Source organism: Frischella japonica (genome assembly GCF_014489845.1).
GTDB lineage: Bacteria > Pseudomonadota > Gammaproteobacteria > Enterobacterales > Orbaceae > Frischella > Frischella japonica.
In genome coordinates, this window is the sequence record NZ_JABURY010000015.1 from 161,156 (window position 1) to 182,750 (window position 21,595).

The following is a 21,595-nucleotide window of genomic DNA, read 5'->3' on the forward strand; positions in this document are numbered from 1 at the left end:
TAATAATTACTATCACTCACTAATTATAATGGTAAATATGAAACTTGAAGTTTGTTGTTATAGCATTAATGATGTCATTACAGCGATAAATCATGGTGCTGATCGCATTGAATTTTGTGCTGGTCGCAATGAAGGAGGATTAACACCCAGTTATGGCGATTTATTACAATTATCGCAATTGAAATTACCCGTTGCTATTCACCCAATTATTCGACCGCGTGGTGGTGATTTTTACTATAGCCAAACTGAAATTAACAGCATGATAAATGATATTCAACTTGCACGCGAATTAGATTATCCTGGTGTGGTTTTTGGTTGTTTAGTCAGTAATGGACAGCTAGATATTATTAATCTTTTAAAATTAATTAAAGCAGCTGATGGATTATCGATAACTTTTCATCGAGCTTTTGATGTTTGTGTTGATCCTATTTTAGCGCTCAATCAACTTAATGATCTGGGTATAGATCGCATTTTAACATCTGGTCAACAGCAAGATGCCGTTAAGGGAATAAAATTAATCGAGCAATTACACCAACTCAGCCAATCTACCTTAATTATGCCTGGTTGTGGCATTCGTTCAACCAATTTAGCTTTATTTAAAGCAATTGGAATAACAGAATTTCACTCTTCAGCTAGTCGTTCATTGCCTTCGCCAATGCAATATCAAAATCAAAATGTCTGTATGAGTCATACTAAACAGGATGAATTTATTCGCTTTAGCATAGATCCTGATGAAGTAGAAAAAATGAAACAACTTTTATTATAGTTTTTATCTTGCTAAATCATTAAAAAAGTTAAGCAAACGACTTAAACTGATAAACACCAAGCATTAAGCGATTGATTTTAAAACATTAATAATATTTATCTAAAAGTCTGTTTGCTTTATTTAAGATGACGCAATTCAATCACTATTCATAACTGCGTCTACCTATTGAAATGAATACCTACTATCTTAAAAATTGCCCACACTTAACAATTTATGTAATTAGCTGAACTTGCAATTTATTTAATTAAGTAAATACTATTAATTTATCCATATTCAACTATCGCACTCTATTCATTCTTGCTTGGTTAAAACAAGTCAAACTCACTGTTCAATCGAACACAACGGTTATACCTATATAATTTAATTCTTTTTTGTGATAAAAGCTAAACAGTCATCATCGATAAACATTTCTTTATATCGTTACAATCGAAAATAAGGTATAATCCAGCCATTTTTATGGTTAGAAAAGGTTAGAATATGGGATTTAAATGTGGAATTGTTGGTTTGCCAAATGTTGGCAAATCAACCTTATTTAATGCATTAACAAAAGCCGGCATTGAAGCGGCTAATTTTCCTTTTTGTACAATTGAACCTAATACCGGCGTGGTACCAATGCCAGATAAACGATTAGATCAACTTGCAGAAATTGTTAAACCACAGCGCACATTACCAACAACTATGGAGTTTGTTGATATTGCAGGATTAGTGAAAGGGGCTTCAAAAGGTGAAGGATTGGGCAACCAATTTTTATCCAATATTCGTGAAACTGAAGCAATTGGTCATGTAGTACGCTGTTTTGAAAACGATAATATTATTCATGTTGCTGGTAAAATTGATCCCATTGAGGATATTGAAACGATCAATACTGAATTAGCACTTGCCGATTTAGATACTTGTGAACGAGCAATTTTACGTGTACAAAAGAAAGCTAAAGGCGGCGATAAAGATGCAAAATACGAACAAAATGTATTGGAATATTGCTTACCGCATTTAGAGCAAGGTAATAAACTTATCACGCTCAATTTAGATCAAGAACAGATCAATGCAATTAAGTATTTAAGTTTTTTAACGTTAAAACCAACAATGTACATCGCCAATGTTAATGAGGATGGTTTTGAAAATAATCCTTATTTAGACAAGGTTCACGCTTTTGCAGCTAAAGAAAATGCAGTTGTAGTTCCGGTATGTGCAGCAATAGAAGCTGAAATTGCTGAATTAGATGATGAGGAACGTGATGAATTCATGCAAGATTTGGGGCTTGAAGAACCAGGATTAAATCGTGTGATTCGAGCTGGTTATCAACTACTAAATTTACAAACCTATTTTACCGCTGGTGTAAAAGAAGTTCGCGCCTGGACAATCACCGTCGGTTCTACCGCGCCACAGGCGGCTGGAAAAATTCATACTGATTTTGAAAAAGGCTTTATTCGAGCACAAACTATTGCTTTTGACGATTTTATCAAATATAAAGGTGAACAAGGCGCTAAAGAAGCTGGCAAAATGCGTTCAGAAGGTAAAGATTATATTGTACAAGATGGCGATATAATGAATTTCCTCTTTAATGTATAAAATTATTGAATAAAAAGCCCTATGTGTTTTTAGGGCTTTTTTCATTTTATGCATAAAGTAAATAACTAAATGATTCGCCCAATATTTAAGTGATAAAAACAAGGCTTTTAAGTTATGAAAAAATCAGTTCTTTTACCTTTCTCTGAAGCAAGAGAATCTATTTTAGCCACCATAAAATCCAAGAATTACAATGCATATCACACGGTTGAATTAATCGATGCCGTGAATGGTTATCTCGCTGAAACGATTTTATCACCAATGAATATTCCGTCTTTTAATAATTCAGCTATGGATGGCTATGTAGTTAGAAAACAAGATATAGACTGCGCAATGACCGTCCTACCGATTGCTGGACGCCTACTAGCTGGCGAACAAAAACAGATTAATTGGCCAGAAAAAACTTGCCTTCGTATCATGACCGGTGCCGCCGTTCCCCAAGATGCTTATGCTGTTATCATGCAAGAAGATGTCGATATAACCGCTCATGGCATTAAATTTAATACTCAAACAATTAAACAAGGGCAAAATATTCGTTTTATCGGTGAAAGTGTAAAATTAGGAACTGAAATTTTCACTAAAGGCGAACAGTTAACCATTGCGAAATTAGCGACCCTTGCTACATTGGGAATTAATCAAGTTAATATTTTTCAACCTCTAAGAGTGGCCATATTTTCGACAGGAGATGAATTAACCCCGATTGGACAACCGCTAAAAACAGTTAATAGCATTTATGATAGTAATCGTTTTACCCTTAAGCTAATGTTAAAAGCACTCGGCTGTGAAGTGATAGATTTAGGTATTGTTAATGATGATTTAAACCTTATCACAAATACCTTAAAACAAGCTGCAAATCTTGCTGATATTGTCATAAGTAGTGGTGGTGTGTCGATTGGTGATGCTGATTATATCAAACAAGCACTGGAAAAAATTGGTCAAATTCATTTTTGGCAAATAGCGATGAAACCAGGAAAACCATTTGCATTTGGTCATATTGACCAATCACTATTTTGTGGATTGCCAGGTAATCCAGTTTCATCAATTGTAACGTTTTATCAATTAGTGCGCCCTCTTATTTTAGGTTTATATGGTCAAACACAACAATTTAAACCATTAACCTTTCAAGTTAAAACAAGTAATTATTTAAAGAAAACAATCGGTAGAATGGATTTTCAACGTGGTTACTTACACAATAATGAGCATGGTGAATTGGTTGTAAGCACAACTAGTCAGCAAGGTTCGCACATTACGACATCTTTCAATCAGGCTAATTGTTTTATTCTATTAGAAGCTGAACGGGGCAACGTCCAAAAAGGTGAACTAGTTAACGTAGAACTATTTGATAAAATTTTAAGTTGATTTATAGCCGGGACGGAGTTAAGAATGAATTTAGAAAATCGCTACTAGAAAATAAAAACGTGCCTAAAACAAAGCAAATAAGTTAATCTAATTGATATCAAATCAATAATTAGTTAAATATAACTGAAAAAATTTAGCATAATCAATTTAATATTAATTATAACTATAAAGAGAAAAGTTAATTTGTTATAAAGATTACGCTTATAATAAAACTGTTTTAATAATCAAAAAGATTTCATTAATGATTCAATTTACAAAAAATGACTAAACTAATATCAAAAATTTGTTAATTTAAAGCGACTAAAATTGCGCCAATGGCTATTAAAGCAACCCCGACACCAGCCCAAATTGAAATTTTTTCGCCAAATAACACTATCGCAAATAAAACAGCAAATACCACACTTAACTTATCAATTGGCGCAACTTGCGAAACTTTACCAACTTTAATCGCCATAAAATAAAATAACCAAGACAAAGCCCCAGCGATACCACTTAACACTATGACAAAAATTGCTTTTTTATCCTGAACAACCGTCTGAATTAATTGTAATTTACCCTGTACTACAACCACGCCAACAAGAAAAATCGCCATTACAACAGCTCTTATAGCCGTAGCTGTATTAGCATCTAAATGTTGAAGCCCTATTTTTCCCAAAATTGCAACAGCAGCTGCGGTTATAGCGGATAATAAAGCATAAATTAACCAAGCGCTCATATATTTATCTATTTATTATCAATTTTAATCAATAATTGCTGATTTCCAGGATTGTCCTGACACTGTTTAGAATTCAGCATTACACCATCGCATCCTTCTAATACTGGTTCTGGTTTCGACCATTGAGTTGGATGATCTGGATCGGTTTTCCCTCCACATCCTGCCAAACCGATAAAAATAACCAGTAAACTAATAAATATACCAATTTTTTGCATAAATATTCCTTATAATTAAAACTTATCATCGCTTATACTTCAAATAATACTATGTATCATGTTAATTGAATTGATTCATTAATAAGCTAATTTGAACCAAAGAAATTAGTTTATTGATATAAATATAATTTATTTTTATTTATAATATGCTCAATCATATATTTTTCAATTGTTATTTACACTAAAACTAAAATTTTAATAACTCATTAAAATAACGATATATTAATGTTTACGTTATAATTAAACCAATATCATTTATTGGCCAATTACCATAATCTTCCAATGTGACAAGTAAACAGTTTTTCCGATTTAGTTAACAAATAATATTTTGACTATTTTTTTATTAAATTGATGTATGTTCACCAATTTTTAATATCGTAAATAATTGTTCATCATCAAGATTAGGTTCAGACATTGATTGCAATATTTTAGGCGGTTCATCAAGTGGATCATCGGCAAGTTCAAATGCCCCCCAATGAATGGCAATGGCTCGTTTACATGCCAATTCTTTAAAAATCTTTAACGCATTTTGTGGGTCTATATGTTGATTGTGCATAAACCAACGTGGAGCATAACAACCAATAGGAATTAATGCCACATCAATATTGGGAAATAATTGTTTCAGTTCACTGAAATGTTTTGCATAACCTGTGTCACCAACAAAATATATTGTTCGATTAGCATATTCCATCATCCAGCCACACCATAATGTACGATTGGTATCAAATATTGCCCGTCGGCTCCAATGATGTGCCGGTATAGCGGTTAATTTTAAGCCCGATATATCTAAATTATCATACCAATCAAGTTCAACAACCTGGTTCGCTCCCCAACTTAATAATTTAGGCTTTAAACCCAATGGAACGCAAATGATAACATCAGGAAAACGTTTTATCAGTTGTTTAATAGTTGGGTAATCTAAGTGATCATAATGATTATGCGATATGACTATAACATCAATTTTCGGTAATTGAGCCACCGCGGTTGGACAAGGTGTACGGCGTCTAGGTCCAATAAAACGTAAAGGTGATACGCATTTGCTAAACACTGGATCAGTGAGGATCGTTTTCTGATTAATTTTAATTAATGTGGAAGCATGTCCTAGCCACCAAATACCATTTTCAATCGCGGAAAAATCAGCCGTTTGAAACCATTTTTCAATAAACGCTTTATAACCACCAATAGGAGCTATAACTTTACGCTGCTTACGCCATTTAGCAAAATCAATAGGATTTATAACAAAAGGTTCCAAGTTACAAAAGCCTGTAGGGGTATGATGCTTTTTATTAGCATCATAATAAGGGTTTTTATAAAACATATTTCTCTCAATCAATAGTTTATATTTTCTTTTTGTCTTTCAATCATTATGGCGACATTCCTAGCCGATGCCACTGCTGTGGGTTTACTCACTTTAACTCTTACCCACGGCGTAAAATAGTGATCAATTAATAACGCTGCCACATTTTCAGCAACACTTTCAATTAAATTAAATTGATGATGTTGTAAATAATCGATAATTGCCTGACTAATTTGAGCGTAATTCAAACAATCGTTAACATCATCACTTAAACCGGCAATACGATTATCCCAAGCCATTTCAATATCAAGAATCAGTTTTTGTTTAATACTTTTTTCCCACTCATACACGCCAATAGTCGTTATGATAGATAATCCTTCGATAAAAACGCGATCTTTAAACATTTTACATCCTATTTTTTACCTTGGCATAGCAATATTATTCATAGCCAACATGCACGATTAGTTAAAATTAAATTCAATCTGTTCACATTACTTTCGAAAAGTATAAATATGCATAATCTGATAGTAAGAGATTACCTAATCTTATCTATTTACGCTATAATTTATTTAATTATTAATCACTTTTTTCAGTTATCTCATTATGGTAAGAATTTATCAACCTAAACCGATTTTAGCTAATAGTTCTATTGAGCTTGATGAGAACGCTTTTAATCATGTTGTCAGAGCATTGAGAATGCGTATAGGCGATTCAATTACTTTATTTGATGGAAGTAATACTATTACCCCAGCTATCATTCAACAAATTACCAAAAAAACGCTAATAGTACAAACCCAAGAAACCATTGTACAAAATCGTGAATCCCCTTTAAATATTCATTTAGGGCAAGTACTGTCCCGTGGTGAAAAGATGGAGTTCACGATTCAAAAGTCTGTCGAATTAGGCGTTACAACAATTACACCGTTACTATCAGAACGTTGTGGTGTGAAACTTGATGCTGTGCGGCTGTCAAAAAAAGTTCAGCAATGGCAACGTATAGCTGAATCAGCTTGTGAACAATGTGGTCGCAACCTAATTCCGCAAATTCGTCCCGTGACAAAAATAGAAACCTGGTGCTCACAATTATCTGATTATACTAAGCTTACACTTCATCCCCGTGCGTCATCAGGAATTAATCAGTTGCACTTAAATCATCTTAAAATTGCATTACTAATTGGTCCTGAAGGCGGTTTAACCGAAGCCGAAATAGCGATGACGCTTAACCAGCAATTTATTGAGATTCTTTTAGGACCTCGTGTATTACGCACTGAAACAGTTGCATTAACTGCTATAACCGCATTACAACTAAAATTTGGTGATTTAGGATGATAAGATAGTTGTGATTAAATCCTATCAATTTGATTTACCACTTGTCAGGTAAATTATTTCATCTTATTTACTCAAAGGTATATACTAGTAAAAAGATCTTGATTGTTTATCAATTAGCAGAGTTTCATCAATAAAGGAGTGCTCATGATTAAGCTTGGTATTGTAATGGACCCAATTAGTCAAATAAAACTGAAAAAAGATTCCAGTTTTGCCATGTTAGAACAGGCGCAATCACGTGGATATCAAATTTACTATATGGAGATGAATGATCTGTATTTGGAAGATGGTCAAGCTTATGCAACCACCAGAACTATCACTGTTTACAATAATAAAGATCATTGGTTTGATTTGGGGGAAGAACAGACAATACCTTTAGGTGATCTTGATGTGATTTTAATGCGAAAAGACCCACCATTTGATACAGAATTTATTTATGCCACCTATATATTAGAACGTGCAGAAGATGCTGGAACTTTAGTGGTCAACAAACCACAGAGTCTGCGTGACTGTAATGAAAAACTATTTACAGCTTGGTTTGCCCAATTTACTCCACGCACTCTAGTCACTAGGCAAACCGCATTGATAAAACAATTTCTTCAAAAACAGCATGATATCATTTTAAAACCACTTGACGGTATGGGTGGCGCGTCGATATTTCGTGTTAAAGTCGATGATCCTAATCTATCTGTTATTATTGAAACATTAACGAATCATAATCGTCAATATTGTATGGCGCAAACCTATATCCCCGCGATTAAAGAGGGTGACAAACGTGTATTAGTGATCGATGGACAACCCGTACCGTTTTGTTTGGCCCGTATTCCCCAACAAGGTGAAACTCGTGGTAACTTAGCTGCTGGGGGACATGGCGAAGTCAGACCGTTATCGGAATCTGATTGGGCAATCGCCAATGCAATTGGACCAAAACTAAAAGAAAAGGGATTGATATTTGTAGGACTTGATATTATTGGTGATAAATTAACCGAAATTAATGTCACAAGTCCAACCTGTGTACGTGAAATCGAGGCAGCTAATCCTGAATTGTCTATTACCGGAATGTTAATGGATGCAATTGAAACACGTCTTAACTTGAAAGATAAGGTTAAATAATGATAAGAGAATATCAAACTAAAGATTTAGATACCATCATGTCAATCTGGTTAAAGGGAAATCAACAAGCCCACCCGTTTATTGATTCACAATTTTTTGAAAACAATTTTGAATTAGTTAAAATGTTGATTCCAGCTTCCACTATTTTTGTGCAAGACATTGATGGTGTAAGGGGATTTATAGGCTTAATGGATAATTACATATCTGGCCTATTTGTAGATGAACAATATCGTCGCCAACATGTTGGTAAAGCTTTAATTGCTAAAGCTAAGCAATTACATAATCAACTTAACGTGCTAGTTTATAAACAAAATACTCAAGCTATTGCATTTTATCAATCCCAAGGTTTTCAAGTTGTAGATCAATCGCTCAATGAAGAAACGAACGAACCTGAGCTATTGATGACATGTATTGTCAATCATACAATCAAAATTGGCAAATGTGCCTTATAAATGCCGTCAAACAGGTTGAAATAGTGATATTGATATCTTTTTATCGCATCATTCTTAATGAATGGCGATTTTTAATTTAAGATAATAGACCATGAATTTAAAAAACCATTTTGTTGTTGCCATGCCCACATTAAATGACCCATTATTCAGTCATTCAGTAGTTTTTATTTGTGAACATAATCGCGATGGTGCGATGGGTATTATAGTTAATAAACCCATCATTGATCTTACTGTACAAACTGTATTATCACGTCTTGATATCACACCCTATAAAAATTGTGCTGAATTGGAACAGTTAGTTTTCAATGGTGGGCCTTTAGCTGAAGAACAAGGATTTATCTTACATACCCCACAGTCAGGGTTTTCATCGAGTATTGTTATATCAGATGAGATTATGATAACTACATCTTTAGACGTTCTAAAAACAATTGGTTCAGAAAACCAACCTAAAGATCTTTTTTTAACTTTAGGCTATGCCAGTTGGAGCCATATGCAATTAGAACATGAAATTGCAAAAAATGATTGGTTAGTTACACCTAGTAATACTGATATTATTTTTAATTTACCGATAGCTGAGCGTTGGAATATGGCAGCTCAAACAATCGGTGTCAATATTGAAACTATGTCAACACAAATGGGAAAAGCTTAAACAATGGCTACTGTGATTGCTTTTGACTTTGGCACTTATAGCATAGGTGCAGCAATTGGGCAAGATATTACTCGAACCGCCCGACCGCTATGTGCTTTCAAGGCGCGTGATGGTAAACCAAATTGGCAAGAAATAGAAAAAATATTACTTGAATGGCAACCAGACTACTTGGTAGTTGGTTTACCACTGAATATGGATGGAACTGAGCAAGAACTGACACAACGAGCAAAAAAATTCGCTAATCGTTTACATGGACGTTTTGGATTTCAAGTACAACTACAGGATGAACGATTATCAACCGTTGAAGCAAAAGCGCAATTATTTGAAAAGGGTGGATTTCAGGCATTAAAGAAAGGCAAAATCGATGCGGGATCTGCCGTTATTATATTAGAAAGTTGGTTTGATAATATCGTCAAATAGTGAACAAAGCCAAGCTTGCTCACTATAAATACGACATAAACGAGATCAACTTAACAATTTTGTTGCCGGTATTGAACAAGATCTTCAATTGTGACAACGGGTAAATGGTGCTGTTTGGCGAATGCCACTACTTGTGGGGCTCGCGACATCGTACCATCATCATTAGTCAACTCACAAATTACCGCAGCAGGTTTAAAACCAGCCAATCTCACCAAATCCACTGACGCTTCGGTATGACCTCTACGCGTTAATACCCCCCCCTCTTGAGAGACTAAAGGAAAAACATGTCCAGGATGATGCAAATCACTTGGCTTAGCATCATCAGCTACCGCAGCTTTTACAGTCGTTACTCGGTCATTTGCTGACACACCCGTCGTAACCCCTTTTGCGGCTTCGATACTAATAGTAAAAGCAGTTTGATTTTTACTGGTATTCTTACTCACCATCATTGGCAATTGCAACTTATCGCAATATGATTGTGGCATACATAAACAAACAATACCACTTCCGTGACGGATCGTAAGTGCCATTTGTGCAACCGTAATATTTTCGGCAACCCAAACTACATCGCCTTCATTTTCACGATCTTCATCATCTAATACTAAAACGCCGTTACCGGTTTGTAATGCGGCAATAGCCCGCTCAACACGTTCAATTGGCGAGCCAAATTCAGCTAAATTAAAGGTATTGTGAATAGAATTTTGTGTATTATATAATTGCTGATTCATGGTAAATTTTCCTTATTTCATTTACTACCAGAACCAGGGCAAGTGCTTGACCATCGAGAATTATTATCATAGTAAAAAGCATTAATGATAATTATAGTGTAAGGTAAATAAGCAACGCTCTTTCATCCAGACTTTTACTGTCGGCCTTGGAATTTCACCAAATCTGCTAACCTTGTATTTTAAATAAAATCAAGTGCTCGTGGGCTATCACCACCGGTGGGGACTTACACCCCGCCCTGAGAATTATCAGTTAAACTGATATTGCTATTATAATACTTGCTTTGGCAGGAAAAAATCAATTTAATAAAATAATTCCAGCTTTAAAATTGATTATGGGCTAACCTATAAAAAACATTCATAATCACACTTTTTTTAAATACAGTTCTCAATACCTATTTTTACCACTGATTTCAAAAGTAAGTCGTCTATAATTATTAAAGAATTTATTTAGACGCTAAATAATTTTTAGCATTTTCAACTATAATTTTAAAATCTATACCTTGCTGTTTAGCTGCAAAAATACATCCACAATAACATTGCCGATAAACATCATATTCTTTACAAATCTCTATTGATCGTTTGTATCCATTATTTTTTTTAAAATCGGACGGTAAATATTTGACAGCAAAAAACTCTTGAATTTCAAATCCTAGTTCATTAATTTTTTGACTATTTTTTTTGGGACTCAAGGTCAAAGCACTAGCAAAATAATCAAATCCTAATTCTTGCGCTTTAATTGCCGCTAAATCTAAGCGCATTTTGTAACAGATATGGCAGCGAGCGCCACCTTCTGGTTCATTACGTAAATGTTCCACTTGTTTTAAAAATTCGGCAGGTTGGTAAGGTGCTTCTAAAAACTTTATGTTATGCCCCGTTTTATCATTAAAATCCTGAATAAACTTCTGCTGCACTTGACTGCGTAGTTCATATTCCAATCTTGGATGAATGTTAGAATTAGCAAAATAAATCGTAATATCCGCATATTGTGCTAAATATTCCAATACATAAGTACTACAAGGTGCACAGCAACTATGAATTAAAATTTTTGGTTTAATAGCATCCGTTTGCCAAGATTCAATCATCGTTTTTAAAATGGCATCATAGTTGATTTTATTATGGGGATTATGATTTTTTAAAATATGGGTTGCATTGATTAACATAATTAACTGGAACTCTATTTATATTAGATAAAAATATTAACCCTATTCTTTTTAGGGTATTGTATTATTTATGAAAAAGAATTATACAGGGATCAATAAAAAAAGAAATAAATGAGAAACAGTATTGAATAATGCTGCTAACACTATTTTTTAACACCGATTAAGTAATTGTGCATGCTAAGCAAAATAAGTCATTCCGGGTATGTTTAACTTTACATTCTAAGTTAACTTAATATATTACTTCTCTAATTTTACCAATTGATCAAGTTGCCTATTAATACCGCCATCAGCCTTGCTTTAATAAAATGTTACTTTGTCTCTGCATTAATAATTTTAACCGTTTATACACTTCACTAGACATAGATATTTATTACGCTTTAATACTTACCAACGCAGCTTATTTGCTTAAGGAATATAACCTTGAACTTAAGCTTCATAGCTAAAACGTTTTTTGGTTGATATTTGATCTCAGTAGACATAAAAAACCAACTTTCTTCGGTTTTGTTTTAACAGCAAAAACGATTGTAAACCAGGTTAAGATTTAACGTTATGAGGATTTCTTTTGCCGTTCTTTTGTGTTATTAACACCTAAAAAAAGCCCTAACATATTGGAAAAGAAACTGATAACCAACCCCGTGATTAAATGTGTTTTACTTATTGGTGAAAACTTAAATCCATATTGAAAGGCCTCATAATCTGAAATAACATCGTAACTGACAGAGGTAAGGAAAATAACGACTAAACCTAATATGATTGCGGTAATTATGCTGACTAAAACTCTATTTTTAGGTGCTGTAGCAGATACCATATCTACAATAGCTAGGTAAACTAATCCAGATGTGACTACTCTAACATAGAAAGATAATAAATACGATGTATTTTCAATCATTTTTAAAAACGGATCAAGTAATGAAAATCTTACAGCAATAAAAGTAATAAGTGCTGCTGGTAAGATACAAATCCACCTTAATATCGGTGACCAATTTTTCATGAAAATAAAACCACCATCTTCATCATAACTTAACTTTTCTTTTTTTTGTTTAGTTTTATTGTCCATTATCATTTCCTATTCGTTATTAAGCGTAGTAATTATAAATGTTTGAGCGATTAATTTTCTTAATATTTTCTTATTTTTCACGTTGATAAATTATGGCGTCGCTTGTTATAGCGTATATTTTTCCCAAAATCAAGATATAGCTAGTACAGATGGTAAAGAATCACTGAATAAATTTAGGGTTGTCAGTTTGACTTGTCGCACTTTTGAATAACTTGTTACAAAAAAATCTTGAACTGTATCATTCTAAACAGATTATTTTTAAGCACTATGTTGAGCTGTTCCTGAAATAATATTAATAGGTTTCTCAATTTGTTTTCTTTCTCTGCTTAAATAATTATTGATAACTTTTTTATGTCTTGCCATAGCTTTGATAAATTTTTCATTTTGCCATCAAGCATACACTATATAACTCAACATTAAGCAGCTCTCCTCTCCAATGAAGTCAATTGGGTTAAAATTTGAATTTTAACCACTTTTACAACATATTAACGACAAAGGCTTAAATACATATTGGGATATCGTTCAGTAAATCAAGATTGATTAAATATGTTATCAGCAAACATTTTTAGTAAACATTGCTGCAAGATAAATGAAACAAGTCCGAATTTATTTTGCATCTCTCGGTTTTAGCAGTGAACGGGATTATCAAATTGAGAGGCTAATAAATACATACTAAGAAAAGTTCACCCATCTGGTATTGATTAGCTTCGGTTTAAAAACAGGAACAAATTCGTAAAATGGAAATAAAATCAGAACAACAAACTTTTTTACTTTCACGATTATGAAACCTTAATATTTAAGGTAATGATTTTATATAAAAAATAAATATAAATGTATCTTTTAATGTACACAAAATTATTATTAGCGTTTCATGCTAATTAGATGTCAGTTGAAACAATTACCGGATTTAACAAATTAAGTATAAGTTTTAATAGTGTTCACTAGTATTATCATCTATGCTACACTCAGCATAAAATTTTTATTGCTGCTCAGCCGTCATTAAATAACAATGAGATAAAGAAAGTTATTATAATCTGATTACCCCAATATTAAAGTGGAATGAAACAGATATTGACGCAAATTTAAAATTAAGGTTAGAACTATAATGTTTAAATACATTCATATTATTATTTTTTTATTAACTCATGATTTAACGGAATTAAAAAAATATTGGGAAGTTGAATTCATAAAAAAAGAATTTAAATGGAGTCGATTACTTAATAAATTATGTAAAAGTGATAACACTTATATGGTGTGGTATCGGCTTGCTTACTTTATGTTTCGGTCAGAAAGTAATAAACAAAAAAGAGTCGCAGTAAAAATTAATAGAAAGTTAAATAGAAGATATTCAATAGATATTCCATTGCAAGCTGAAATTGGTATTGGTTTTGATATGTGGCATCCAATCGGTGTTGTAATCACTGAAAAGGCTAAAATAGGAAACAGATTAAGAATTGGTAGTAATGTAGTTATAGGCTTTAAAAACTACGACATGGATGGTTCAATAAAGATTGGTGATGATGTCACGATCGGAGCCAACAGTATGATTTTCGGTCAGAACATAAAAATCGGCAATAATATAACAATTGGCGCGATGTCCTTCATAAATAAAGATATTCCAGACAATTGCACTGTGTATACTGAAAAATCAAATATAATTAAAAATAAAGCTCATTAACAGGGCTTTCTGGTAATTCCATATTTTCAATTTATTTATCAAGTCTGGATAACTGAATAGAGTAAATTCTTAAAGGCTACAAAAGTCGAGACAGTCATTTAACGTCATTTCTGAGCTGCTACTAATAAAATAATTTTTAGGATTGATTCCTTTGTCGTATAATAATCTGAGTTCCCCAGTAATGATTCTAGCGTCTTTTAGAAAGAGTGACGGGTATATATACCTAGGCTAGGGCTAATCGTGTTGGTTTTCCCTGCCTGCGGTAGCTGAATTGGAAAACAATAATCCCTGGAGATTATCCTAACGCCTAAGCCGTCACCATCTGTAATTTATGGTGAGCCTAAATATGGTTTATTAAATATTGTTCTCAATTTTGTATCAATGAGAGTCATAATAATTCTATGTACACATTGAAAATGCTGGATTATTTACTCAATCAATACAAAATGGCAAGCGAACGAGTTAAAATAGTGACAAACAAAATAAGCTAAAAACCCTTTTTAAAATTAGCTTTGTTACCAATAAACAGACACAAAATTAAACAATGAAAAATAATGCTGAACAACCAACTTTTTACTTTCACGATTATGAAACCTTCGGGACTCATCCTGCATTTGATCGACCAGCACAATTTGCCGGAATCAGAACTGACTTAGAACTTAATATTATTGAAGACCCTTCTATCATATATTGTCAACTATCTAATGATTATTTACCAAATCCTGAAGCAGTCTTAATTACCGGTATTACCCCACAAGAAGTCATGACTAAAGGTATGTGTGAAGCCGATTTTGCTCAAACTATTCATACAGCATTTAGTCAACCGAATACCTGTATCATTGGTTATAACAATTTACGCTTTGATGATGAAGTAACGCGGAATATATTTTATCGTAATTTTTACGATCCCTATGCTTATTGTTGGAAAAATAATAATTCACGTTGGGACTTATTAGATGTAGTACGAGCTTGCTATGCGCTGCGCCCACAAGGTATCAAATGGCCGATTAATGATAATGGTTTTGCCAGTTTTCGTTTAGAAGATCTGACTTCAGCCAACCATATCAGTCATCAAAATGCTCATGATGCTATGTCCGATGTCTATGCAACCATTGAAATGGCGAAATTAATTAAACAGCAACAACCAAAATTGTTTGATTACTTTTTTAAATTACGTGATAAGAAAAAGATTGCTAATCTAATAGATATTATCAATCTCACACCTTTAGTACATGTTTCAGGTATGTTAGGAGCTCATCGAGGAAATACGACGCTTATTGTACCTCTGGCTTGGCATCCATTACAAACCAATGCCGTTATTGCTTGTGATTTAACCGGTGATATTGATACATTAATCGCGTTATCTGCTGAACAAATTCGCGATAAACTTTACACCAAAACGGTTGATTTAGATGAATTAGAATCACGTATACCATTAAAATTAGTTCATACTAATAAGTGCCCGATAATCGCACCAATTGGTACTTTAACTGCGGACAATGCTAAACGTTTAGCTATTGATTTAAATCGCTGTGAACAAAACTTATTTAAGATTAAACAGTATCAAAATTTCATACAAGAAAAAATTATCTCAGTTTTTAATCATCAACTGACTCCTAATCAAGAACGCGATGTAGATGGTCAAATTTATCAAGGTTTTTATGATAACTACGATAAGTCACTATGTACATTAATCCAACAAACCGCCCCGGAAAATCTAATGAGTTTAAATATTGAACCACATGATTCACGTTTAAAAACCCTATTATTAAGATATAAAGCGCGTAATTATCCTTTTGCTTTAACGCCAAGTGAAACCATACTATGGCAAGACTACTGTCGTAATAAACTTAATCATGAAGTTCTTAGCCATTACTTATTAGAAATTGAAAATTTAGCCTTAATTCATCAACAACAACCAGAAAAATTAGCACTACTCAAAAAACTTTATCAATACTGTCAATATATCGTAAATTAAAGCAAAAATTATTAAAGATTCTGCCTAACGATCAATTTTATTCTGAATCTATCAAATCTTCTACTTTACCAGCATCAATAATTTCACCTGTTTTATTTACTAAATAATAATTAGACGCAATTTGGATTTTAAAATCATTATTATACAAACTTAATTTTAGATCACTTTCAGAGGCATTTGTGGCTGTAATTTTTTCAATTTCAGGGATTTCTTGATGGGATATCGTCCAACGAATTTGTCCAGTATAACCATCAACCAGCTCTAATTGTGGATAGTTATTGATCTTATTTTTAATGATAACATTATTATTATCAGAATAAAGGATCATCGCATCTATAGCAAATGGCGAACTAACTAAACGTTCAAAGTTAGGAATTTCCGTACCACTATCAGCATCATACCCTTTATAATCTTGGTTATCTTGTTTAATAAATACAGCTTTAGCATCATCCTGTTCTTCAGATTGTGTAACAAATGTTGCTTTATACAGATAATTTATTTCCTGATTAGCATCTGGAAATAAAATAAAAGCCGTTCTGGCGGACAGTTTGTAACTATTATCGCTAATATTATCTTTTGCATTTTCAAGAGAGGTAGATATAAAATCATCGGTATTATTAAATATTTTGTTTGAACTTTGATAAGATTTTATTGCATCGTGAAGGCGTATTTCATTATAAAAGTTAAATAAAAATAACAGCACAAATAATAATACGATGATGATTACTAGTGAATTAGCTCGGAAAGATGCATGGTTACTAGCATAAACTGACGACTGCTGCGTATCCAAATCCGAAAAAGATAAATGACATCTTTGGCACTGCGTAATATCATCATACATCAATACACTATTATTATAGTGACATCTTGGACATTTTATTGATTTTTTTTTATTAAACATTTCATTAGTTAGTATTTATAATTTTATAAAAAAACATTATAAAGCTAAAAGAATAAAAAATAACTTTTTTTTCAACATCGACCCATAATATATTGTAAAATTTATCGACTCCTCCGCCATGCAGGCAATTTTTTCAAAACAATATAAGCAGTTTTTTCAGCAAAATTTTTATCCATCTTATAAGTTTGTACATAATGAGCGGTCAAAGCTGATAGTTTTTCTTGAAAACTTACCAAATTACCATCTGAATTAGCACAGTGCTTACAATAATTTTTCGAAATGTCATATAAAGGATAATCAGCTATGCGTGTCATTGGCATGCCACAAGCAATACACATTTTCATGTTTAAATTGACTTAGTAAGTGATAGTTTATTTCTATGCTACTCTGAGAAATTTACCTTTTCAATATATCTGTTGTGTTAAAATATTCCATTATCGGCTTTCAGCCACTTTAAGGGCATAATCCTGTGAATTTAGATGCAATTATGAATTTTGCGCAATGACTTAGATAAAAAAATTTGTTATATTACGCGCTATTTTTCATCTAACTAAGGTAAATACAAACAATGGAAACAATCCCTAATTGCCCTATTTGTCATTCAGAACACACCTATCAAGATGGTGATTTTTTTATTTGTCCAGAATGTGCTCATGAATGGGATCCTAAAGAAGCAGCGACTTTAACAGACAGTTTACAAGTTAAAGATAGCAATGGTAATTTACTTGCTGATGGCGATGATATTATTTTAATTAAAGATCTCAAACTTAAAGGTTCTTCCAGCGTGCTGAAAAAGGGAGCCAAAGCCAAGGGAATTCGTTTAGTTGAAGGTGATCATGAAATTGATTGTAAGATCGATAATATGAAGATTATGCTTAAAGCCTGTTTTGTTAAAAAAGCATAAACAAACTTTTAGTAATGCTGATAATTATCAGCATTATTTAATCCCAACTGTAGTAATTTATTTATAAACTAACTTAGCCTTAAAACATTTTTTCAAACGTAATTTACTAGCAAATAGGTCATTCCTATTACGACGCAGCCCTTCCATTTATGGTAAATGATATTGGCATTTATAAAGATGAAATCGCTAATGACTTTACCTACTTGACACAACAGCACTATGAATTACTTAGAAAAAAGTTAAAGTGTATCAATTAAGTATTATTTATTTTTTGGTTTGACAAAAAATTTTCTTTACTCTATTCCAAAAATCTAATTTTATTAGCATAATAAAAAAAAACATATTAAAAAATGTATATGACCGCTTCACTTACCGAAATCAATTTAAAACATGCTGAATTGTCTGATTTAGAATTTATTATCGATGTTTATAACCAAACCATACCAAGTAGAATGGTTACTGCAGATATTACCCCGATAACGGTCAAAGATCGTATCGATTGGTTTTTTGCCCATAATAGGACAAATCGCCCCTTATGGATAATTGAATATAATAAAATCCCTTGTGGTTGGGTGAGCCTTTCCAGCTTTTATGGTAGAGCTGCTTATGCAAAAACAGTTGAAATAAGTCTTTATATAGACCAACAATTCAGAGGAAAAAAGATTGGACAATTTACGGTTTCAGAATTAGAAAAATTCGCTCAAAAACATGGTATTGAAACAATTTTATGTTACATTTTTGGCCATAACCAACCAAGTTTAGCTTTATTTAGTAAGATGGGATATCAACAATGGGGACTTTTGCCAAATATTGCTGAGTTAGATCAGATTAAACGTGATTTAGTAATATTAGGTAAACGTATTTAAGAAGAATCTCCCGGCAAACCAGCGGGAGATGTTACATATTCTTAAACACTGAAAGATGAGCCACACCCACAAGTTGTTGTTGCATTAGGATTATCTACAACAAAACGCGATCCTTGTAAATCTTCCATATAATCAACGGTTCCACCTACAAGGTATTGTAAACTCATAGGATCAACAACCAATGCTACACCATTTTTCTCAATCATTAAATCATCTTCATTTACTTTTTCATCAAAAGTGAAACCATATTGAAAACCACTACATCCACCACCAGTTATATAGACTCGTAATTTTAGATTCGGATTTTCTTCCTCCGTAACCAGTGATTTAACTTTATTAGCTGCAGCATCAGTAAATACTAATGGCAATGCATTGCTCATACTACTCTCCTACTTAGTTTTGTTAACCATGATCAAGCAAACATTAAAAATATCATTGCAGTAAATATTATAATATAATTTATATAGGGAAAAAATAAAAAACACGAATTAAACCAATTTGCAGATCACTTTCTTATACACTTGAATTCAAACTAATTTTATGAATAAATAAATCAATTTAATCTTTACTTGAGACAATACAATGACTAAATCAGAATTACTTTATCAACAAGCAACACATGTAATGCCCGGTGGCGTAAATTCTCCTGTGCGCGCTTTTAATGGCGTTGGTGGTACACCTTTATTTTTTGACAAAGCTAATGGTGCTTATATATACGACGCAGATGGTAAAAGTTATATTGATTATGTGGGTTCATGGGGGCCTATGATTTTAGGGCATAACCATTCAGATGTTACAAACGCTGTATGTCAAGCGATACATAAAGGTTTAAGTTACGGTGCACCAACCGAGATTGAAGTAAAATTAGCAAACCTTATTACTAATATTATGCCATCAATTGAAATGATTCGGATGGTTAATTCGGGCACTGAAGCCACTATGAGTGCAATTCGTATTGCCCGAGGATTTACTGGTCGCGACAAAATTATTAAATTTGAAGGATGCTACCATGGACATGCTGATTATCTGCTGGTTAAAGCTGGGTCGGGAGCATTAACCTTCGGTCATCCAACATCTCCTGGCGTACCAAGTGACTTTGTTAAACATACATTAGTTTGTGATTACAATAATTTGCAGTCAGTTAAACAGTGCTTTGCACAATACCCCGATGAAATTGCCGCCATTATCGTTGAACCGGTTGCTGGTAATATGAATTGTGTACCAGCAAAACACGATTTCTTACATGGTTTACGTAAAGTTTGTGATCAATATGGCGCTCTTTTAATCATTGATGAAGTTATGACTGGATTTCGTGTGGCTTTAGGGGGTGCCCAAGCGTATTACGATATCGTGCCTGATTTAACATGTTTAGGTAAAATCATTGGTGGAGGAATGCCGGTTGGTGCATTTGGTGGGCGAGCTGATATTATGCAGCAACTTTCGCCAACTGGTCCAATTTATCAAGCGGGAACACTATCAGGTAATCCGATTGCGATGACGGCTGGCTTTACTACCTTAAATTTATTAAATGACGTAGGAATTTATCAACAATTGGACGACTTAACCAGTCAACTTTGTAATGGGCTTTTAGAAGTAGCTAAAAAACATAACATTCCTTTCGTGACTAATCATGTTGGCGCTATGTTTGGACTATTTTTCACATCTGTAGAAGAAGTCAGCAGTTATGCTGATGTAATGAAAAGTAATGTTGAATTATTTAAAAAATTCTATCATCATATGCTCGGTGATGGAGTCTATTTTGCACCATCGGCATTCGAGGCCGGATTTATGTCACTAGCACATAGCGATAGAGAAATCAATCATACAATTGATTCTGCCAATCGTTTTTTTAAATCACTTTAAAATTTAATTATTCTATAGGTAATGATGATATGATTAAACCACTTAAAGCGGGTGAAAATATTCCCCAATTTTCACTTCCTGATCAAGATGGCGAAGTAATTAACTCCAAGGAGTTTAAAGGTCAGCGTGTTTTAATTTATTTTTATCCCAAAGCGATGACACCAGGCTGTACTCTACAAGCTTGTAATCTACGCGATAACTTTGATGATTTCAAAAAATTTGAGGTTGCTGTTGTTGGTATTAGTACAGATAAGCCAGAAAAATTGTCGCGATTTGTTGAAAAAGAATTATTAAATTTTATTTTATTATCTGATGAAGAACATAAAGTGGCTCAAGCCTTTGGCGTTTGGGGAACAAAAGAGTTTATGGGTAAAACCTACGATGGTATTCATCGTATTAGTTTTTTAGTTGATAAAAAAGGTAAAATTGAACATGTTTTTGATGATTTTAAAACCAGTAATCACCATGAAATTGTTTTAAATTATTTAAAAAACCAACAAAAACAATAAACAAACACATATATTAATTAAATTAGATAAAAATAAAAGCGTCATCATGACGCTTTTAATTTATATAACCTTT

The 21,595-nt window shown here is 33.0% G+C and carries 24 protein-coding genes and 1 riboswitch; of the genes, 14 read left to right on the top strand and 10 right to left on the bottom strand.

What is annotated here, in order from left to right; all coding sequences use genetic code 11:
• Window positions 1-37 precede the first annotated feature (37 nt).
• The 3 genes from FcAc13_RS06785 (at window position 38) to moeA (ending at window position 3,691) form a co-directional block, all read left to right on the top strand.
• Window positions 38-766 (top strand): copper homeostasis protein CutC, encoded by a 729-nt coding sequence (locus FcAc13_RS06785; RefSeq protein ID WP_187755447.1) that lies wholly within the window; start codon window positions 38-40, stop codon window positions 764-766.
• Between the two features lie 477 nt (window positions 767-1,243).
• Window positions 1,244-2,335, top strand: a complete 1,092-nt coding sequence (ychF, locus tag FcAc13_RS06790) for a redox-regulated ATPase YchF (protein ID WP_187755448.1) — start codon at window positions 1,244-1,246, stop codon at window positions 2,333-2,335.
• 114 nt (window positions 2,336-2,449) lie between these two features.
• Window positions 2,450-3,691, top strand: a complete 1,242-nt coding sequence (gene moeA, locus FcAc13_RS06795) for a molybdopterin molybdotransferase MoeA (RefSeq protein ID WP_187755449.1) — start codon at window positions 2,450-2,452, stop codon at window positions 3,689-3,691.
• A 286-nt stretch (window positions 3,692-3,977) separates the two neighbouring features.
• Here moeA and FcAc13_RS06800 read toward each other — a convergent pair whose 3' ends face one another.
• From FcAc13_RS06800 to folB, 4 genes are all read right to left on the bottom strand, one after another.
• The gene (locus FcAc13_RS06800; RefSeq protein ID WP_187755450.1) at window positions 3,978-4,406 is read right to left on the bottom strand and encodes an EamA family transporter; all 429 of its coding nucleotides are present in this window, start codon (window positions 4,404-4,406) and stop codon (window positions 3,978-3,980) included.
• An 8-nt stretch (window positions 4,407-4,414) separates the two neighbouring features.
• Complete coding sequence (locus FcAc13_RS06805; protein WP_187755451.1) at window positions 4,415-4,621, bottom strand: hypothetical protein; 207 nt, start codon at window positions 4,619-4,621, stop codon at window positions 4,415-4,417.
• A 343-nt stretch (window positions 4,622-4,964) separates the two neighbouring features.
• Complete coding sequence (locus tag FcAc13_RS06810) at window positions 4,965-5,939, bottom strand: MBL fold metallo-hydrolase (RefSeq protein WP_187755452.1); 975 nt, start codon at window positions 5,937-5,939, stop codon at window positions 4,965-4,967.
• Between the two features lie 11 nt (window positions 5,940-5,950).
• Complete coding sequence (gene folB / locus FcAc13_RS06815) at window positions 5,951-6,322, bottom strand: dihydroneopterin aldolase (protein WP_187755453.1); 372 nt, start codon at window positions 6,320-6,322, stop codon at window positions 5,951-5,953.
• A gap of 199 nt (window positions 6,323-6,521) precedes the next feature.
• Here folB and rsmE point away from each other — a divergent pair, with 199 nt between their 5' ends.
• The 5 genes from rsmE (at window position 6,522) to ruvX (ending at window position 9,878) form a co-directional block, all read left to right on the top strand.
• A complete protein-coding gene (gene rsmE / locus FcAc13_RS06820) occupies window positions 6,522-7,247 on the top strand; it encodes a 16S rRNA (uracil(1498)-N(3))-methyltransferase (protein WP_187755454.1) in 726 nt (241 codons plus the stop codon).
• Between the two features lie 144 nt (window positions 7,248-7,391).
• Complete coding sequence (gene gshB, locus FcAc13_RS06825) at window positions 7,392-8,357, top strand: glutathione synthase (RefSeq protein ID WP_187755455.1); 966 nt, start codon at window positions 7,392-7,394, stop codon at window positions 8,355-8,357.
• A complete protein-coding gene (locus FcAc13_RS06830; protein WP_187755456.1) occupies window positions 8,357-8,809 on the top strand; it encodes a GNAT family N-acetyltransferase in 453 nt (150 codons plus the stop codon). The genes gshB and FcAc13_RS06830 overlap by 1 nt, the downstream gene beginning before the upstream one ends.
• Window positions 8,810-8,900: 91 nt before the next feature.
• Window positions 8,901-9,458 carry a YqgE/AlgH family protein gene (locus FcAc13_RS06835; RefSeq protein ID WP_187755457.1) on the top strand — a complete coding sequence of 186 codons (558 nt, stop codon included), beginning with the start codon at window positions 8,901-8,903 and terminating at the stop codon, window positions 9,456-9,458.
• 3 nt (window positions 9,459-9,461) lie between these two features.
• On the top strand, window positions 9,462-9,878 hold the full coding sequence (gene ruvX / locus FcAc13_RS06840; RefSeq protein ID WP_187755458.1) for a Holliday junction resolvase RuvX: 417 nt from the start codon (window positions 9,462-9,464) through the stop codon (window positions 9,876-9,878).
• Window positions 9,879-9,928: 50 nt separating this feature from the next.
• On the opposite strand, the gene ribB is transcribed toward ruvX, so the two are convergent.
• The 3 genes from ribB to FcAc13_RS06855 all read right to left on the bottom strand — a co-directional run bounded on the left by ribB (window position 9,929) and on the right by FcAc13_RS06855 (window position 12,823).
• Window positions 9,929-10,606, bottom strand: coding sequence for a 3,4-dihydroxy-2-butanone-4-phosphate synthase (gene ribB, locus FcAc13_RS06845; protein WP_187755459.1), 678 nt, complete (start codon window positions 10,604-10,606; stop codon window positions 9,929-9,931).
• A gap of 110 nt (window positions 10,607-10,716) precedes the next feature.
• Window positions 10,717-10,854: riboswitch (FMN riboswitch) on the bottom strand.
• A 195-nt stretch (window positions 10,855-11,049) separates the two neighbouring features.
• The gene (locus FcAc13_RS06850; protein WP_187755460.1) at window positions 11,050-11,766 is read right to left on the bottom strand and encodes an epoxyqueuosine reductase QueH; all 717 of its coding nucleotides are present in this window, start codon (window positions 11,764-11,766) and stop codon (window positions 11,050-11,052) included.
• Between the two features lie 547 nt (window positions 11,767-12,313).
• Window positions 12,314-12,823, bottom strand: a complete 510-nt coding sequence (locus FcAc13_RS06855) for a hypothetical protein (protein WP_187755461.1) — start codon at window positions 12,821-12,823, stop codon at window positions 12,314-12,316.
• Window positions 12,824-13,928: 1,105 nt separating this feature from the next.
• Here FcAc13_RS06855 and FcAc13_RS06860 point away from each other — a divergent pair.
• Window positions 13,929-14,501 (top strand): serine acetyltransferase, encoded by a 573-nt coding sequence (locus FcAc13_RS06860; protein ID WP_187755462.1) that lies wholly within the window; start codon window positions 13,929-13,931, stop codon window positions 14,499-14,501.
• A gap of 544 nt (window positions 14,502-15,045) precedes the next feature.
• Window positions 15,046-16,479 (top strand): exodeoxyribonuclease I, encoded by a 1,434-nt coding sequence (gene sbcB, locus FcAc13_RS06865; protein WP_187755463.1) that lies wholly within the window; start codon window positions 15,046-15,048, stop codon window positions 16,477-16,479.
• 37 nt (window positions 16,480-16,516) lie between these two features.
• Here the strand turns inward: sbcB and FcAc13_RS06870 are convergent, their stop codons facing one another.
• On the bottom strand, window positions 16,517-17,320 hold the full coding sequence (locus FcAc13_RS06870; protein WP_187755464.1) for a hypothetical protein: 804 nt from the start codon (window positions 17,318-17,320) through the stop codon (window positions 16,517-16,519).
• A 161-nt stretch (window positions 17,321-17,481) separates the two neighbouring features.
• Complete coding sequence (locus tag FcAc13_RS06875; protein ID WP_187755465.1) at window positions 17,482-17,724, bottom strand: zinc ribbon domain-containing protein; 243 nt, start codon at window positions 17,722-17,724, stop codon at window positions 17,482-17,484.
• A gap of 224 nt (window positions 17,725-17,948) precedes the next feature.
• On the opposite strand from FcAc13_RS06875, the gene FcAc13_RS06880 reads away from it, so the two are divergent.
• Window positions 17,949-18,284, top strand: a complete 336-nt coding sequence (locus tag FcAc13_RS06880) for a zinc ribbon domain-containing protein YjdM (RefSeq protein ID WP_187755466.1) — start codon at window positions 17,949-17,951, stop codon at window positions 18,282-18,284.
• Window positions 18,285-18,640: 356 nt separating this feature from the next.
• A complete protein-coding gene (locus tag FcAc13_RS06885) occupies window positions 18,641-19,150 on the top strand; it encodes a GNAT family N-acetyltransferase (protein ID WP_187755467.1) in 510 nt (169 codons plus the stop codon).
• A 41-nt stretch (window positions 19,151-19,191) separates the two neighbouring features.
• On the opposite strand, the gene erpA is transcribed toward FcAc13_RS06885, so the two are convergent.
• Window positions 19,192-19,530 (bottom strand): iron-sulfur cluster insertion protein ErpA, encoded by a 339-nt coding sequence (erpA, locus tag FcAc13_RS06890; protein ID WP_187755468.1) that lies wholly within the window; start codon window positions 19,528-19,530, stop codon window positions 19,192-19,194.
• A 202-nt stretch (window positions 19,531-19,732) separates the two neighbouring features.
• Between erpA and hemL the strand changes: the two genes are divergently transcribed.
• Both hemL and bcp read left to right on the top strand, forming a co-directional pair.
• Window positions 19,733-21,013, top strand: coding sequence for a glutamate-1-semialdehyde 2,1-aminomutase (gene hemL, locus FcAc13_RS06895; RefSeq protein ID WP_187755469.1), 1,281 nt, complete (start codon window positions 19,733-19,735; stop codon window positions 21,011-21,013).
• A gap of 32 nt (window positions 21,014-21,045) precedes the next feature.
• Complete coding sequence (gene bcp / locus FcAc13_RS06900; protein ID WP_187755507.1) at window positions 21,046-21,522, top strand: thioredoxin-dependent thiol peroxidase; 477 nt, start codon at window positions 21,046-21,048, stop codon at window positions 21,520-21,522.
• The last annotated feature ends 73 nt before the right edge of the window (window positions 21,523-21,595 follow it).